This window comes from Nostoc sp. (assembly GCF_036917315.1).
GTDB lineage: Bacteria > Cyanobacteriota > Cyanobacteriia > Cyanobacteriales > Nostocaceae > Nostoc.
The window spans coordinates 44,744-61,320 of record NZ_JBALDR010000060.1 but is presented as its reverse complement, the minus strand read 5'-3'; the positions used below and the strand labels follow the sequence as shown (position 1 = coordinate 61,320).

Below are 16,577 nucleotides of genomic sequence, written 5' to 3'. Positions count from 1 at the left end.
ATCGCAACTCGCTATGATAAACGGGCGACCAACTTTCTCGGTGCAATTTATCTAGCTGCTTCTGTTATTTGGCTCAATTGATGACACGCCCTAAAACCCCTCCTGATGTGTTGGAAAAGTTAGCACAAAAAGACCCCCGGACTGTTGGCGAACACCCAAATACACCGCCAGAACTGCTTTTAAAATTCTCCAAAAGCGTTGATAGACGACTGCGTGAATCTGTTGCTGAAAACCGCAACACACCAGTCAGTATTTTAGAAGAGTTAGCTCAGGATGACTCTTCTGAAGTTCGTCGTCAGGTTAGTGGAAATCCGAATACACCAATAAGTCTTCTGTTTAAGGAATTAGCTAGAGATGCATCGGTAAGTAGTGCGATCGCCTATCGAATGTCAAGTAACAAATATGGTAAATACCCTGAAGGGGAGAGTATCTTGGATATCTTAGCAGAAGAAAGTACCAGCTCCCTAGAAACCATTTTGCAGCGATTAGCACAGGAGGGAGGAGAAGCGGCTCGTCTTTTTCTGGCTCGGCGCTTTGATTTACCTGCTAATTTTCTAGCACAGTTTGCTGAATCAACTGAAATTCAAGTGTGTGAGGCTGTAGCCCAAAACCTCAATACCCCTGTAAGCTGCTTGGAAAAACTAGCTCAATCACCAAAAACAAAAGTTCGTGAAGCAGTAGCCCAAAACCCTAATACGCCAATTAGTACCCTGGAACAACTAAGCAAAGATAAGAACTATGAGATTCTATTGCAAATTGCACAAAAAACTAACCTATCACCAGAGATTTTAGAAGAACTGGCGGGTAGTAAATCAGACCAAGTGCGTGAAAAAGCAATGCTGAATCCTAGTTTGCCAAAAGACGCTGTAGAGCGTATTCTTTGCGGGGAATATGCTACACATTATTTAAAACTGAATCCTGATTTTTTATCTCGTCATCCTGATAGCCTTGCTGTGGCGCTTAATCATTATGCCAAGTCTCAGTTTGCCTTAGTTAGCTTTATTGCTTTAAATCAACCCCAGATTTCACAGGAATTACTACAAGAAAAAAGCCTTTCTATCTCCTGGTTAGAACGGCTAGCCGTAGCTCAAAATCCCCAAGCTACTCAACAAATTCTTATTCAACTGGCACAAGACAGCAATCAGCTAGTTCGGGCAGCAGCAAAAGATAAATTGCAGAATTTCTCCCAATCTTAAAACTCATACCATCAATTTTAGATTTTAGATTAGAATTCCTTCTGCGTTTTCTAAATCTTCTCTGTGCTTCTGCGTGAGAGTAAATTCATCCTGTTAATCACCAATACCATTAATCTGATATTCGCAATTAAAGATTCATAATTATGCTTCCAGAAAAACAGGCGCAAACTACCAAAACATCTGCTTTAAGATCATTCCGAGAAATTGGCGGCGTTCAGGGATTATTAGCAGCTTATCAACTTGGAGAGCGTAATTTCACTCAGGTTAACCTCGAAAATGCTGACCTTAGTCAAGCTAACTTAACAGGAATCAATCTAGAGAAAGCTAACCTCAAAAGTGCAAACTTCTCCAACACAAATCTGAGCGAAGCCAATTTGATAGAAGCAGATTTGCGTGGTGCAAACCTGACTCAAACCAACTTAAGATGCGCTCATCTTAATGGTAGTGATTTACGCCATGCAGTCATCAAAGAAGTTGATTTATATCGAGCTAATCTTAGTTGGGCAAATCTCAGCGAACAAGACTTGAAAGGAGCCAATCTAGCAAGAGTTGATTTCCAAGGTGCTGATTTGAGTGCAGCTAATTTAAGTGAGGCGAATCTCAATGAAGCAAAGCTGGATGCAGCTAACTTGAAAGGTGCAGTTTTGACACGAGCTAATCTCAATTCTGCTTATATGCCTTGTGCCCAACTAGTGCAAGCCAACCTCCGAGAAGCTGAATTGGTTCGTGCTGATTTAACAGCAGCTAATTTAGAACAATGTATTTTAGATCGGGCTAATCTGGCGCGAGTTAGACTACGAAAAGCGCAACTACAACAAGCCAGTCTCCAAAAAGTTTATTTGCAGGAAGCTCAATTACAAGCAGCAAACCTGACAAATGCTAACTTGCAAAAAGCAGACTTATCTAAGACTGAACTAGAAGGGGCAATTTTAACACGGGCTGACTTGCGAGGAGCAGAAATTGCTCAGGCAAAGCAGGCTAACTTGGAATTAGCAATTTTGGGCGAACTGGATAAAGTAATTGAACACTCTCTACATTTAGAGCTAAAGGTATGCGGGTCATCTTTTGCCTTCAGTCCTGATGGTGAGATGCTGGCATATACTGAGTGGAATGAAAAGATTACCTTGGTTAATTCCAACACTGGCCAGCAAATTAGCCAGATAAATATCCAATCAGAACCAGTTGTCTCAGTCGTTTTCAGTGCAGACGGAAAAAATATCTACAAAAGTTTTTATGTCAATGATCTGAAACTATGGAATCCATTAACGGGGGAGTTAATTCAAAATCTTAAAAACCATTCTGTTAATCTGACTTCTATAGTATTTGATGGCAATGCCCAAAATATAGGCATGATAGGTACAGGAGAACCCTTTGAGTTATTTAATGTTGGTCATGAGACAAGGACTTTAAAGGGTTATTCTAGCGCTATCTTCACTCAAGCACATAGCCCAGATGGGCAACTCACCGCCCGAAGTGCGCCGGACGTAGATGGTCAGATTGAACTGCTAGACAGGCAAACTGGTAAACAAATTTGCCTTCTCACTGGACATAAAGCAGCAGTACAATCTCTGGCTTTTAGCCCTGATAGTCAGATTTTAGGCAGCAGAAGTGCTGAAGATTTTAAGCTGTGGCAAGTTCAAACAAGAGAAGAAACATATAGTCATTCGCAATCCCGCACTTACTACCCTACTGTAGCTTTTACTGAGGTGGACAATAAGTCAAATCCAGTCTTAATCAGTAGCGATTTCTGGGGCGATTTTGAATATAAAAGGCTTGAACAAGATAGAGAGGATAAAGCTAAATTGGGCGGAGGACGAAGTTCATCTTCTAACGCTTATGTTACCCTAAGTGCAGATGGAAAAGTACTGGCAAGACGCTATTATGAGCAACCAGTTCAACTCTGGAATTTACAAACTGGCGAGGAATTGGGTGTTGTAAATTTAGATGGTGACTATGGCTTTCCCCTAGCACTTAGTTCGACTGGAGATATTCTTGCAGCTGGGTATCGGGGAAAAATTGCACTGTGGGATGTAAAAACAAACAGGATGATTTACACTTTTACAGCTCACTCTGACTCGATAAAGCAAATTGTTTTTAGCCCAGACGATCGCATTCTTGCCAGTGGGGCTTACAACGGTAAAATTAAGCTGTGGAATGTGCAGACAAATTGTGAGATCAAAACTTTGGAAACATATTCTTCCATAATGGATTTAGCGTTCAGTCCATCAGAGACAATTTTAGCTAGTGTCAGTAGCGACGGTACCATCAGACTCTGGGACTTGGAGACAATGGAAGAAATCCACAGCTTCAAAAGCGATCAACAAAAAGTGATGCATAACCTAATCAATTTAAAATTTAGTCCAGACGGAAAATTGTTAGCTAGTAGTAACAAAAACAGCCTTCGTTTGTGGAAATTAAACCGAACATCGCAATTATAGGCATTTTTCAAACCGACAATAGCCGTACCGCTTCCCCAAAAGGAAACTCCGCCAAAGTCAAACCACCAGGAGTTACCACCCACAACACAGGTAATTCCGGTACTTGATCGGGGAAAGTACCATAACCATCCGTTAAATAAATACAAACGCCTTGAGTTTGCCCATCCCAACTTTCTGCGACTTTCTCAAAAAACGGTACAAATGACGTGCCACCACCACCTTGAGGTTTTGGCAGAGTTAAATCGAGATTGAGTTTGTAGGGGCCGTAAGCTTCAGCATCAACGTAATAAAGCTCACACGTTAAATGAGGATAAGCACTCAGAATTCCCTGCACTTCCCCTAAAAACATCCACAATTGCTGATTATCAATAGAACCGCTAGTATCTACAGCTACATATACCTCGACATTTTCTGCTTGTAGAGTTTCCAAATACAGTCTCCGCCCAATAAAGCGGCGGTCAAAGCCTGCAAAGTCAGTAGGTGTCTGTACCAAATAACGCCAAAGGTAACTACGCCAATTAATTTGAGCAGTGGTTAATGCTCCCAATTCCCGTTCTATCCCTGCTGGTAGTAAGCCTTGATTAACTGTACGAGCAATAACAGCAGCTTGTTGCAAAGCATTGCGCCAGTGTGCTTCTAATGCTGCTTTTCTTGCTTCTGACAGACTATCGCTGTTTGTGGAGGAAGTTTCAGCAGTCGGACGAGCAAATTCATTAGGGTGTGCTGTCTTTCCTGCCTGATTTCTGCTGTCATTGTTAGTCACATCTGAAAAGGATGAGGCATCAAAAGGGGCTTCATTGAGTAGATCGGGATGCAATAGTTTTACGGTATTATTAGTATTTTTTAACAGTAATTCATAAATTTCTTCTACACTCAAATGCTCCAGTTTAGCTTCTCGCAGTCTTCCTGGAGGCAGTTCAAATACACTCTGTTGGCTAATAATGCCATTGACTACAATATCTGCGGCAATATTCCACAGTTCTGCTTCGCGCACACCCCGGCGCGGCACATGTAGCAGTGCAGCGTGTAACACTTCGTGCAGTAGCAGTCCATCCTGTTGAGCGGTGGGTAAAGAAAGCAAATACTCTGGATTAAAAAAGATATCTTTGCCGTCAGTGGCAGCAGTTGGTAGTTGCTGCGAAGGAACGAAGCGAGCAAACAATGCCAGGGTAGCGAAAAATGGCGACTTCATCCGCAAACGCAGCACAGAAGCACTGATAATCCGGGAGCTATTTTCATTATTCATCTGTTCTGTCTCGCTCACAAACCCATTAGCTGTTGAAAATCTTTCATAAACTGCTGTAATTTGGGGTCTTTCTGGACTAATTGCGCCAAAACACCCAGATGTCCCCTACTCCGCATGACTCGAAATAAATCCACAGCAAACAACTGCACCCATTCGGCTGTTGCAACTTGACTAAGCCAAATAAAAGCGTTGTAAGCTTGGTTTGCGTCAGCAGCCCGCACTGTTAAACCAACTGCTGTGGCATATTTAGTACTTGGTTCTTGAGGCCAGGGAATGCGATCGCCTTTACCTGCCAAAATAGGTGTCAGATTCGGTAGTGTTTTGTAAAGTTGAATAAAAGCATGAAACTCAGTCGCTGTAGCCACCCCCACCGCCGGAGTAATATCTAATTCTGCGTAGTGTAGCGCACTTGCCATTTCCCAAGAACGAGGTGAAGGCCAAGCGGGTTGCTGGGGATCGATTTTGTGCAACAATGTGGGGCGAAAGGAAAGAAAGGCTATTATTTGCTCGTGTACGCCTGTTTCTAAGGCATAAGCTTTAAAGCTGTTAAAATCAGCTTGTGCCTCTAGATGTAAAAACCTATTTGCTAAAGGTGCAGGCATATCAAATACAGCTGCACGGTCTTCTTTACGATTGCCAGCAGCCCAGACAAACCAACCTGATGGTACAACGTAAGAGCCAACTTTTCGATCTAAAATTAACTGTTGAGCGACTCCCTGCATTGCTGGCGGTGCCATATTTAGTTCATCTAGAAACAGGATGCCTTTACCGCCACGAGGGAGAAATTCTGGCGGATACCATTTGGAAATACCATCTTCGGCAACGGGTAAACCGCGCAAGTCGGTGGGCGCGAGTTGACTGAGGCGGACATCCACAAAGTCGATATCATACTCTTGAGCTATCTGTGCGACGATGCTTGATTTGCCAATGCCAGGAGGCCCCCAAATCATCGTACTAATTTGCAAGTTTTTACGGATAAGGTTGTCTAAATATGCTTTTAGATCGGAAGGGGTCATGGATTTTAAATTTTCGATAAATGCTCAGTAGATGGAACTTTGACTTCTGTTGAGAAGTCAAGGATACGGGTATTATATTTGAGCATCTACAGTTTGTACCTGAAAACTATATTTTCAAAATGGGTTTTCCAATCGGAGAATCTGCGCCATCCAGCTTGCTTTTGACTTAGCCTTACTAGTGCGGTTTTTTGGTGCGTTGGCGTAGCCCTTCGTAGACATCGCAGCTATTAAACATCGCTGAAGTACTCAAATTGCGTGTAGCATTTATGTACTATAACTTTAGTTATGGAAAATAAATAAAGTGTAATCTTTATTTGAGAGTAAGCGGATTTATCTGTAAGGTCTTAACTACGAATTACTGTCTTTTCTATGAGATGCTCCGCGATCGCAGTGGGGCCTAGCTTATTAACAATTACCTCCGCAAACAAGATGACTGAAGCAACCGCAACTCGTCCCAATACCTACGTTGAGGAAACTGGGTCAACGATTCATTACCTGGTGGCAATGTCCCAACCAGAAACCCATCTGTTTGAAGTGACTTTACGCCTTGTGGATTATTCCTCACCGATTCTCGATTTAAAATTGCCCGTTTGGACACCAGGTTCCTATTTAGTCCGGGAATACGCCAAGAATTTACAGGATTTTGAGGCTTTTGCAGAGGATAAGCCTTTAGCTTGGCGGAAGATCGGTAAAAATCACTGGCAGGTAGACAAAATAGGTGTCTCAGAATTAACTGTACGTTACCGCATTTTTGCGAATGAGCTATCGGTACGAACCAATCACTTAGATACCACTCACGGTTATTTTAACGGTGCGGCACTATTTTTTAGAATACCAGGTTGGGATAAGCAACCCATTCGCGTCACCATCGTACCACCACACCCGGAATGGCAGGTAACTACTGCTCTACCTGCCGTTGGTGAGGAAACAAATACTTTCTTGGCTGGCGATTTTGATACTCTGGTGGATACTCCGTTTGAGATTGGTAGCCACCAATTGTATAAATTTGAGGTATTAGGAAAACCTCATGAATTGGCAATCTGGGGGAAAGGTAATTATCAAGTTCAGCAGTTGATTGCTGATATCCAAAAAATTATTCAAGTGGAAGCGCAGATGTTCGGCGGTTTGCCATATCAACGATATGTGTTTCTGCTACATTTATTTAGCCAAGCTTTTGGCGGTTTGGAGCATAAAGACTCTTGCTCCTTAATTTACCAACGTTTTGGGTTTCGCGCTCAGGAAAAATACGATCGCTTTCTGCAATTAGTTGCACACGAGTTCTTTCACTTGTGGAATGTCAAGCGAATTCGCCCAAAAGCATTAGAGGTTTTTGATTACGACCAAGAAAATTACACACCATCATTATGGTTTTGTGAGGGTACTACTAGTTACTATGACTTGTTAATTCCTTTACGGGCGGGAATTTATGATGTTCAGTCGTATTTAAATAACTTAGGTAAGGAAATTACCAGATATGAAACTACACCGGGACGCAAGGTACAACCCGTTTCCGAGTCGAGTTTTGATGCCTGGATAAAACTTTATCGCCCAGATGCCAATAGCGGAAATTCCCAAATTTCCTATTATTTAAAGGGAGAAATGGTATCGTTATTGCTGGATTTACTGATTCGCTCTACTCACCACAATCAGCGTTCCCTCGATGACGTAATGCTGAAAATGTGGCAGCTGTTTGGGAAAGATGAAATTGGCTATACCCCAGAACAGTTGCAAGAAGTTATCGAATCTGTTGCCGGAATCGATTTGACTGATTTCTTTAAACGCTACATTGATAGTATTGAAGATTTGCCTTTCAATCAGTATTTGGAACCCTTTGGCTTGCAGTTGGTAGCCGAACAGCAGGAAGAACCTTACCTGGGCGTGAGAATAAATACAGAGAATGGACGGGAAATAATTAAGTTTGTGGAGACTGGTTCACCTGCACAACTAGGGGGAATTGATGCAGGTGATGAGTTGTTAGCAATTGATGGGATTAAGATAGCGGCGGGTGGCTTAAGCGATCGCCTCAAAGATTACCAACCAAACGATAAAATCGAAGTCGCAGTTTTCCACCAAGACGAACTGCGTACCTATTCCATCACCCTGGTATCACCACATCCCACTCGATATCAGGTAAAACCTGTTGAGCATCCTAACTCTACACAGCAACAAAACTTTGCTGGATGGCTTGGGGCTGCGATCGCAACTGTTTGATAAAGGGATTGGGTATAGGGCAGAAGAGGCGGAGGGGCGGAGGGGCAGAGGGGCAGAGGGGCGGAGGGGATAAAACTTACTACAACTCCTCTGCTCCCCTGCTCCCCTGCCCCCCTGCTCCCTTGCTCGTTCCCCACTTCTAAGCCGTTCTCACCGCCCCAGAGTAAATCAAACCCCGTTGCAGATCCAGCGTTATAATCGCTCCATCCCGAATCGCCTGCGTTGCCTGCTTCACGCCGACAATCACTGGTACGCCAAGACGCAAGCCAATCACTGCTGCATGACTTGTAAGACTTTCATCTTCGGTAATAATCCCGGCAGCTTTCCGAATTGCCTCTACAAAATCGGCACTAGTGCGGGGTGCAACCAATATGTCTCCAGGATTAAAGTTACTCACATCCATACCAGTATTTGCCACCCGGGCGCGACCACTGACTGAACCTTGTCCTAGTCCAATTCCATGACCTAGTACTGCCGTCACCACCTCTACCTTAATCAAATCTGTGGAGCCAGAAATCCCTTGGAGTGTACCAGCAGTCATCACTACTAAATCTCCCTGAGATAGTAACTGAAGTTCCTGAGCCACATTAATCGCAGCTTGAAATGTCTGACCAGTGGAAGGTAATCCTAGCACCAACAACGGTTTGACTCCCCACACCATCTGTAGCTGCCGCGCCACATTTACGTGGGGTGTCACTGCCAAAATCGGTGTGTGAGGACGAAACTTAGAGACATTCCGAGCTGTTGCCCCGGTTTGTGTTAGGGTCATGATTGCCGCTGCACCTAGTTGTTCGGCAATTTGACCGACAGCTTGACTAATTGCATTGGGAATCGAGCGACGGGCATCTCTCGAAGAACGTAAGTTTAAGTGTTGGGCTTCTTCCTGCTCCATCCGCTCGGCAATTCGTGCCATTGTCGCCACTGCTTCTACAGGGAAGCTACCCACAGCGGTTTCATTAGAGAGCATCACCGCGTCTGTGCCGTCTAAAATCGCATTTGCCACATCTGATACTTCGGCGCGAGTGGGACGGGGATTGCTCACCATGCTGTCTAACATCTGGGTGGCAGTAATGATGGGAATCCCCAAGCGATTTGCTGTCGCAATTAGCCGTTTTTGGAGTACCGGAACATCTTCCGCTGGCAATTCCACCCCTAAGTCACCTCTGGCAACCATCACACCATCACACAAAGCCAGAATCGCCTCCATTTGTTCAATGGCTTCGTGCTTTTCAATTTTGGCAACCACTGGTACTTGCTTGCCTGTACTGGAAATTAGTTCTTTAATTTCGATCATGTCCTGCGGATTGCGGACAAAGGAAAGTGCCACCCAATCTACACCCTGATCTAGACCAAACATCAGATCCTCTCGGTCTTTGTCGGTCATTGCCTTAATTGACAGGTAAACGCCAGGAAAGTTTACACCTTTATTGTTAGAAAGTTTACCAGGCACGGTGATCCGGCAATGTAAATCACCTTTGTCTCGGTTAATCTCCTCCACTACCATTTCTACTCGTCCATCATCGAGGAGGATTTTTGCTCCAACCGGGACTTCTTCGGCTAAATAATCGTAGGTGACGCAGCTAATTTCCTGCGTGCCTACTACTGGACGATTTGTCAAAGTGAAGCGATCGCCTTTTGCCAAAACTATAGACCCGTTGTCAAACTTCCCCAAGCGAATTTTTGGGCCCTGCAAGTCTTGGAGAATAGCCACTGGCTGATTTAGTTCAAAAGCGGTTTGCCGAATTAAGCGAATACTACGCTGATGGTCGGCATGAGTTCCGTGGGAGAAGTTTAGCCGCAGCGTTGTGGCTCCCGCTTCAATAATCGCCTTGAGCATTTCAGGACTGCTAGTAGCGGGGCCAATAGTAGCGACAATTTTTGTCCGGCGCAGAGAATCTCGTAATTGCATAGGGGCTGAAGTTAGGGAGCTATCTGGGAAGTCATCGTAACTTAAGTGGCATCTCCTTTTCAGTCACTGCTATATCAATAAGATATAAGCAGTTAGATGAGGGTTTATGGGAGAGTGGGGGCTGTGGGATAGACTAGATATAGTACATCAATCTTGCATCCATCCTCCCTAAGAAGGAGTTTGTTCCATAAACTTTTTGCCGATTGTCATACCCCACTTATCAGTAAAGACTAGGCTTCGTCTGGAATCATAGCGTTATTCATCTGCTGATATGCAAAGCTGTGGATAAATATTGCTATACAAAACTTTGCAAAACTTTATTATTCACTAATATTTATCGTATATTCGTAATGTCTGCTTAAGAAGGAGTCAATGTTAGAGATGATCGCATCGGAGGCACAAAAGCCACTGACAATCCCACCCAAGGAATTTTTAGCGCCTCCTGGTGATTTCAATCCGACGCTGCTGTTGTTTTCTGTAGCTGTATCCATGTTGGTGTTATCCAACTTTGGTTACTGGCTTTGGGAATGGCCGCACTGGCTATGCTTTTGCGTTAACACCATTGCCTTACATTGTGCTGGAACCGTAATTCATGATGCCTGTCACCAATCTGCCCATCGCAACCGAGTGATGAATGCGATGTTAGGGCATGGTAGTGCGTTGATGCTAGCTTTTGCTTTTCCAGTATTTACGCGGGTGCATCTACAGCATCATGGTCATGTTAACCATCCTAAAGACGACCCAGATCATTATGTCTCTACGGGTGGGCCGCTGTGGCTGATTGCGGTACGATTTTTGTACCACGAGGTGTTTTTCTTTCAACGGCAACTGTGGCGGAAATATGAGCTATTAGAATGGTTCATCAGCCGCTTAATTGTCGGTGTAATTGTTTATATCTCAGTGCAATACCACTTTTTGGGTTACATTCTCAATTTTTGGTTTTTACCGGCTTTTGTGGTAGGGATAGCATTGGGATTATTTTTTGACTATTTGCCCCATCGTCCTTTTGCCGAGCGCGATCGCTGGAAAAATGCTCGCGTTTACCCAAACCAAGTTCTCAATATCCTGATTATGGGACAGAATTACCACTTAATTCATCATTTGTGGCCTTCTATTCCTTGGTATAATTACCAACCTGCGTACTATGTGATGAAGCCGCTGTTAGATGAAAAAGGATGTTATCAAACTTCAGGATTGTTACAGAAAAAAGACTTTTTTGAGTTTGTTTATGACATCTTTTTAGGAATTCGGTTTCATCATCACAAAGAAGAGAGTGCTGAGTAAAGCGATGCCTACAGCAGGCTGCACCTACGTGCACTAATGGCTAGTCTTCACAATCAACTGAGTGTGATCGCTGCACAATTCCAGATTTTTGAGTGTGTTCTTTGTGCGATCGCCTCAAAATAACCTCAAAGTAAATTAGGTTTCAGGGACTCAACAGTGAAAAAGACAACTCTAGAAACCAAATCGTCAAATCAAACTATAGCGATTTAATCACTCGCAAATCGCCGCAATAGATTATTGAACAACTCGTCAATTTTCTGTGGATCGGAAACCAGTGTTCCTCGCTCATCGCGGAAAGTGCGATCGCGCTCTCCCTTGAATGACAACCAGTTAAAGCTTGTACTAACAGCAAACTTGGTGTCCACAATGAGAATTTTGGCGTGAGTATCTCCAAGTCGTTTAAGTGTAAAGGTTTTGGAATACTGCCTTGCTAGCTTTTGCAAACTTTCTTCAGCCTGAATATCTATTGGGTATCGATTCTCATCTTTCTCACCCAAGCCATACCCGATGAAAACCTGCACTCCCCGTTTCAGCAGATTCTCAAATTGTTGAAGAAACCACCGATTGACTGATTTAGCTCGAATCCAGGGCGAGATAATCATCAGTCGTTCCTGGCTATCCTTTAGGGCTTGCTCCAATAAGGGACGATGGTCATACATATCTAGCCACTGCATAGGCACTGATGCCAGCATTAAATCTAGTTGGGTTTGAAGCTGCTCTATCTGTTTCAACGCATCTTGAAGCTGCTGATTCAAGATTTGCTTCTCTTGATCATCCTGAGTTTGTTCAATCTTCTCCTGAGTCGTTTCAATTTGAGCCTGAATCTTGGCTTGAGCCGCAGTCACTTCTTTCTTTAGCGTTGCAACCCGATCGGCGTCAGCTTGAGCGACAAATTCATGTCCCAAAATTTCCTCAGCTAACTTGCGTGGTTCGCTCTGAGCCAACATTTCAGCAATTTTGAGCTTCTTGACTCCACCTGATCGAGCAAAAGCTTTCTCATGTTCAGTGGAGGGAATGCCGTCAACAATAAATGCCACTTGAATTTCGTCGCTATCCTTTGCTTTGTAGACCAATGCTGTTGCAGGTTGAAAGAATGGCGGTTTCTTTTCGATCGCCTTTAATGCCAACAAATCTCGCTCTTGACGAATTTTAGACTTCCTGTTGTTATCTTCCTCAATTTGTCGAATAATATTATCGATATCCTTCAGCTTTAAATCGGACAATTCTGGAGGACGCTTGGGTGAAGGTTCAATTTCTACAAGACCCTCATCTCGCAGATTTTTCGGTTTTAGCAAGCCTCTCTCTAATCGACCATACCAGCGCGGGATTCGCAGAAGTCCATCGAAGTTAATCTCAAAGGTTCTTTCCTCCGGCACAATAATTCTGGCTTCTTGTAAAGTCTTTTCACCTTTCTTGGTGAGTTTCCAGACTTGAAGTTGTGAAGCGTCAGGAGCAACTAAGTCAATGTCTTCACTGATCCGTAAGTTTACCATTGCCTCCCTGACTGTTGGTAATTCCAAACCCAGAAATTCAGCAATCTCTTCTTCGGACGAAAGACCAATGTTGATTGTCTTGAGAACGTACTCTTCAATTGGTGGAATTGGTTTACGAATTTGGGTTAGGGCATCAACAGTAAGCTTATAAACAGGCAATCCGACTTCTTGACAGCTAACTAGATCAAACCCGGAGCGATTATCATAGCGGCGCAAGTCTTCTGAGCTAAGTGATGTAGGTTCATCCAGATTCATGGGTTAAAATCCTCCAGCTTGCAGTCTGTTGGGTTTTGCTCAATGTGCTTCAGAACTTCATAGAGAGGACTATTACTCAGGGAGCGACAAAACTGGTGATCGCCCACAATCACCAAACCAACTCGCCCTCTGGACAAAGCCACATTCAGTCTAGCTTCATCTTTCAAGAATCCAACTTTGCCGCTTTTGTTGGATCGTGTAACTGAATATACAACAATATCTGCTTCTCGTCCTTGAAAGGCATCCACTGTATTGCACTCGATCTTCAACGCTCTGAGGCTATTCTGTTCTGTGTCCAAGCTGCGGTTTAGCAGTTTTAATTGAGCTGCATAACCACTTAGAACTGCTACAGTGTAATCTTTCTGGGCTGCTTGGGCTACTTGATTAAGTTGTTGAAGCCACTGAACAATGACTCTGACTTCACAAGAATTATTGAAACTAGATCCTGAAGCTTGTTCACGGCTATTTGGCAATTTTGATGTGGTAAGCCATGTGACAGGGCGTTCCAGAACTCTACCCAAAGTCCGATCAATCTCTGGGCCATTACTGCTAAGTTCATTTTGGTAGAAGCATCTGCTGATCAGCTTTCCAATTGGTTCAACCATGCGATGCTGAATTGTCAGCATTTTACGACAGCCATCCGGCAATGTTCGTAATAGGCGATCAAACAGTGTTTCCTGAATGTCCTCTCGTGCTAATTCGTACTCTTCCAGAAACTCAACATTCCGACTGGCTTCGTCCTGAAAGGGCGGCAATTGTTTCGGATCGCCTACTAATATCCACTTTTTAGAACGCGCCATCGGCACTAAAACTTCTGTTGCGGTTGCCTTTGAAGCCTCGTCGATAATACAGACATCAAACTCAACGTCAGAAATTTCTCTGGAAATGCCGATGCAGGTTCCTGCAACCACTTGCGATCGCTTGATCAATGGCACCTTAAATCGTTCGTTCCGACCAAACTGTTCAAACCACTCCGTTTGTAAGTTAATTAGCTGTTGCAGCATTTTGGCATTAGGAGCATTGGGATTAATCGCTATCTGACTCCATTGTTCAAACTCTTGAGGAGACATTTTTAATGTTTCTTCTATTTTAATTCCAGCAATACTTTCCAGTTTTTTGGCTTTTTGCTTTTGTTGATTTCGTACTTCCTTTGCCTGTTTTTCTAGCTGTTCAATTTTCTCTTCTAATTGAAACTCCTCAAGTTTCTCCCCAGAAATCTTTCCTTTTTGCCGTGACTTATGATTTCCTTCGTCATTCAATGCAGGAAATTTCTTTTCTTTATCTTGTCTACAACTCGCCAGTTCTACCCGCAGTTCCTCTAGCTTCAGTGCAATATTTCTCAACTCTTGAAATAGAACTGCTTGCTCCAAATCTTGTTGAGAAATCCCACTGCGTGTAGACCAGTCAGCAAGGAATTTTTCACCTTTAGCGATCGCCGACTCTCGCCATTTTTCCATCTGTTCTTCTAACAGCAGCAAGTGAATGCCTTTTGCGACTCGCTCATGATTCCCAATCCTAATCAGCTTCAAATTAGGATTCTTTTCTTGAATCCGCTCCAATGCGTTATCAAGGGCAACATGGGTTTGAGAACTGAGCAGAATTCGCGCTTCAGAATTCTGCTGAAGGGTTTGCAGAATCAGTTCTGTAATAAATGTTGTTTTACCTGTGCCTGGTGGCCCCTGTACTAGTAAAAAGTCCTCTGTGGCTAGAGCCGCCCTCACAACTTCCTTCTGGGATTCATTTAGATCCTGAACAAATTGAACCTCTGAGTCGAATTTAGGAGCCTTAATTTCTTTGGGATTGACCAGTAATTCTCGGAGATTAGAACGAACGGCGCGATCATAACGGATTGCATCTAACGCGCTCTTTTGTCGATTCAGAGCATTTTCAGCCAAACGAGTGTCAAACTTAAGTTCACCTTTTTCAGGTAGGCGATCGGGAAAACCAGACCTAACATATAGCTCTAATTTATCATCGAAAATTCTGACTACATCCCCACTCAAAACGCTAAATCCTTTTGAGTTGGTGATGTGGCGGGGTTGTTCGGTGATATCTTTTTCTGGTAATTCTGCCAGTTGAAAAATCACATGATTGCCATTAGGCGTGGCATTTATGTATTTAATTGGTTCTTCTCGCTTTTGTTCCCAATCGGTTTTTGCCCTGAGAATGTCCCACCATACCCGAAAGATCCGCTGTTTTTCTGCTTCAGCCGTTTGCTCTTGAAGATTTGCTTCATGCTCTATGACTGCATCTTGTAGTTCTTGAATAACTTCAATGGCTTCATAAGAATAAGTTGGAGTTCCAAACCTAAATTCATAAGGCAACTCCCAAGCAAGCTCTCGGCGCTGTTCAAGTTGAGAATGAGGTGTATCCCAAGCATTGAAAAGAACAAGATGATTCTTCTGTCTATCATCTATCTTCACATGATATCGATAGGAAATACCATAAATTTCGTAGTGATTTCCATCAGAATTGCTGTCAGTATTCTTGAATTTATAGGGACGAATTCCACAACTTAGTTCACCATTTAGATCGCTCAGAATAATGCTTTGAATTTCAGCTTCAGAAGAAATATCTAGTTCATTTTGAAGGCGGCTTAAGCATTGAGGTGTAAACTTGAAAAAGCAAGTTTGCTTCTTGATTAGTTGCTGGCGCGATCGCTTCTGCCCAACAGCATCTAATTCTGCCAACAGTACTTCTGCGTTTGCCTGTCGTTCAGCTGGTTCACTTGAGACAGCACGTTGAATAACTTCGCTGACTTCAGGCGGAATATCCAGAGCAGCAATCGCCCTCAAAACACTGTCGTCATCAACAAGATCAACGTCAGTTAAACATTTCAGCGTCACTACCCCAAAGCTAAATACATCACGAGTGAAAGGATAGGAGCCATCATCCTGTTCTGGAGGTGTGAATGGACGCGAACCAAATTCTCTTAATGTGACAGTCGAACGGAAGTATCCCCTGAGCTTGGAGATACCAAAGTCAGCCAGTTTCACTCTTCCATCACTGCCAATTAGAATATTGCTAGGCTTAAGATCGCGGTGAACAAATTGACGTTCGTGTGAAAAAGCCAGTGCTTCTAACACTGGCCGTCCCACTTTCACCCAGTAAGAATCCCATCCTTCCAGGGGTAATTCTTTGAGCAGAACTGACAGATCCTTATCCATCCACTCTAAAACTAGAAAAGCTTCCCCAGTTTGCTTATCCTGTCCAGAGTCAACCAACTCCACAATCCGGGGATGCTTCAGTTCCTTGAGTGCCTCAGTTTCACGTCTGAAAGACTCAGCTAAAATAGCTCCTTCAATCTGCCCATGTTTGAAGACTTTGACTGCAACCTGACAACCCTCCCTCTGGTAATCGTTTGCTTTATGGACATCAGCCATTCCGCCTGACTTTATATTGGGGAGCAAGACGTAGCGATCGTTGATGATACGAGGTGACATTGTTACGGAGTTTTGCTTTTCAAATTAATTATTCCCTTAACTCCAGTTCAAATTCACAGGCATCATCTTGATGGCTTCCTCAAACG

9 protein-coding genes are annotated in these 16,577 nt (G+C 43.5%); 4 read left to right on the top strand and 5 right to left on the bottom strand.

The window, feature by feature from the left end:
* Positions 1 to 80 precede the first annotated feature (80 nt).
* Together V7K84_RS28445 and V7K84_RS28440 are read left to right on the top strand one after the other, a co-directional pair.
* Positions 81 to 1,196, top strand: a complete 1,116-nt coding sequence (locus V7K84_RS28445) for a hypothetical protein (RefSeq protein WP_334843136.1) — start codon at positions 81 to 83, stop codon at positions 1,194 to 1,196.
* Positions 1,197 to 1,339: 143 nt separating this feature from the next.
* Positions 1,340 to 3,634 carry a pentapeptide repeat-containing protein gene (locus tag V7K84_RS28440; protein WP_334843135.1) on the top strand — a complete coding sequence of 765 codons (2,295 nt, stop codon included), beginning with the start codon at positions 1,340 to 1,342 and terminating at the stop codon, positions 3,632 to 3,634.
* Between the two features lie 7 nt (positions 3,635 to 3,641).
* Here V7K84_RS28440 and V7K84_RS28435 read toward each other — a convergent pair whose 3' ends face one another.
* Both V7K84_RS28435 and V7K84_RS28430 read right to left on the bottom strand, forming a co-directional pair.
* Positions 3,642 to 4,898, bottom strand: a complete 1,257-nt coding sequence (locus V7K84_RS28435; RefSeq protein WP_334843133.1) for a vWA domain-containing protein — start codon at positions 4,896 to 4,898, stop codon at positions 3,642 to 3,644.
* The gene (locus tag V7K84_RS28430; protein ID WP_334843131.1) at positions 4,895 to 5,896 is read right to left on the bottom strand and encodes an ATP-binding protein; all 1,002 of its coding nucleotides are present in this window, start codon (positions 5,894 to 5,896) and stop codon (positions 4,895 to 4,897) included. Before V7K84_RS28430 ends, V7K84_RS28435 begins: the two co-directional genes overlap by 4 nt.
* Positions 5,897 to 6,325: 429 nt before the next feature.
* Between V7K84_RS28430 and V7K84_RS28425 the strand changes: the two genes are divergently transcribed.
* Positions 6,326 to 8,107 (top strand): M61 family metallopeptidase, encoded by a 1,782-nt coding sequence (locus V7K84_RS28425; RefSeq protein WP_334843129.1) that lies wholly within the window; start codon positions 6,326 to 6,328, stop codon positions 8,105 to 8,107.
* 139 nt (positions 8,108 to 8,246) lie between these two features.
* On the opposite strand, the gene pyk is transcribed toward V7K84_RS28425, so the two are convergent.
* The gene (pyk, locus tag V7K84_RS28420) at positions 8,247 to 10,016 is read right to left on the bottom strand and encodes a pyruvate kinase (RefSeq protein WP_334843125.1); all 1,770 of its coding nucleotides are present in this window, start codon (positions 10,014 to 10,016) and stop codon (positions 8,247 to 8,249) included.
* Positions 10,017 to 10,397: 381 nt separating this feature from the next.
* Between pyk and crtR the strand changes: the two genes are divergently transcribed.
* Entirely contained in the window at positions 10,398 to 11,300 is a 903-nt protein-coding gene (gene crtR / locus V7K84_RS28415) for a beta-carotene hydroxylase (RefSeq protein ID WP_334843138.1), read from the top strand.
* Between the two features lie 206 nt (positions 11,301 to 11,506).
* Here crtR and V7K84_RS28410 read toward each other — a convergent pair whose 3' ends face one another.
* Complete coding sequence (locus V7K84_RS28410; RefSeq protein ID WP_334843124.1) at positions 11,507 to 13,048, bottom strand: phospholipase D-like domain-containing protein; 1,542 nt, start codon at positions 13,046 to 13,048, stop codon at positions 11,507 to 11,509.
* Positions 13,045 to 16,491 carry an AAA domain-containing protein gene (locus tag V7K84_RS28405; protein ID WP_334843122.1) on the bottom strand — a complete coding sequence of 1,149 codons (3,447 nt, stop codon included), beginning with the start codon at positions 16,489 to 16,491 and terminating at the stop codon, positions 13,045 to 13,047. The genes V7K84_RS28410 and V7K84_RS28405 overlap by 4 nt, the downstream gene beginning before the upstream one ends.
* Between the last annotated feature and the right edge of the window lie 86 nt (positions 16,492 to 16,577).

Bases quoted from the DNA above. Each gene is read 5' to 3' on its own strand.
- V7K84_RS28445 (WP_334843136.1), top strand. From the start codon at position 81: ATGACACGCCCTAAAACCCCTCCTGATGTGTTGGAAAAGTTAGCACAA.
- V7K84_RS28440 (WP_334843135.1), top strand. From the start codon at position 1,340: ATGCTTCCAGAAAAACAGGCGCAAACTACCAAAACATCTGCTTTAAGA.
- V7K84_RS28430 (WP_334843131.1), bottom strand. From the start codon at position 5,896: ATGACCCCTTCCGATCTAAAAGCATATTTAGACAACCTTATCCGTAAA.
- V7K84_RS28425 (WP_334843129.1), top strand. From the start codon at position 6,326: ATGACTGAAGCAACCGCAACTCGTCCCAATACCTACGTTGAGGAAACT.
- pyk (WP_334843125.1), bottom strand. From the start codon at position 10,016: ATGCAATTACGAGATTCTCTGCGCCGGACAAAAATTGTCGCTACTATT.
- crtR (WP_334843138.1), top strand. From the start codon at position 10,398: ATGATCGCATCGGAGGCACAAAAGCCACTGACAATCCCACCCAAGGAA.
- V7K84_RS28410 (WP_334843124.1), bottom strand. From the start codon at position 13,048: ATGAATCTGGATGAACCTACATCACTTAGCTCAGAAGACTTGCGCCGC.
- V7K84_RS28405 (WP_334843122.1), bottom strand. From the start codon at position 16,491: ATGTCACCTCGTATCATCAACGATCGCTACGTCTTGCTCCCCAATATA.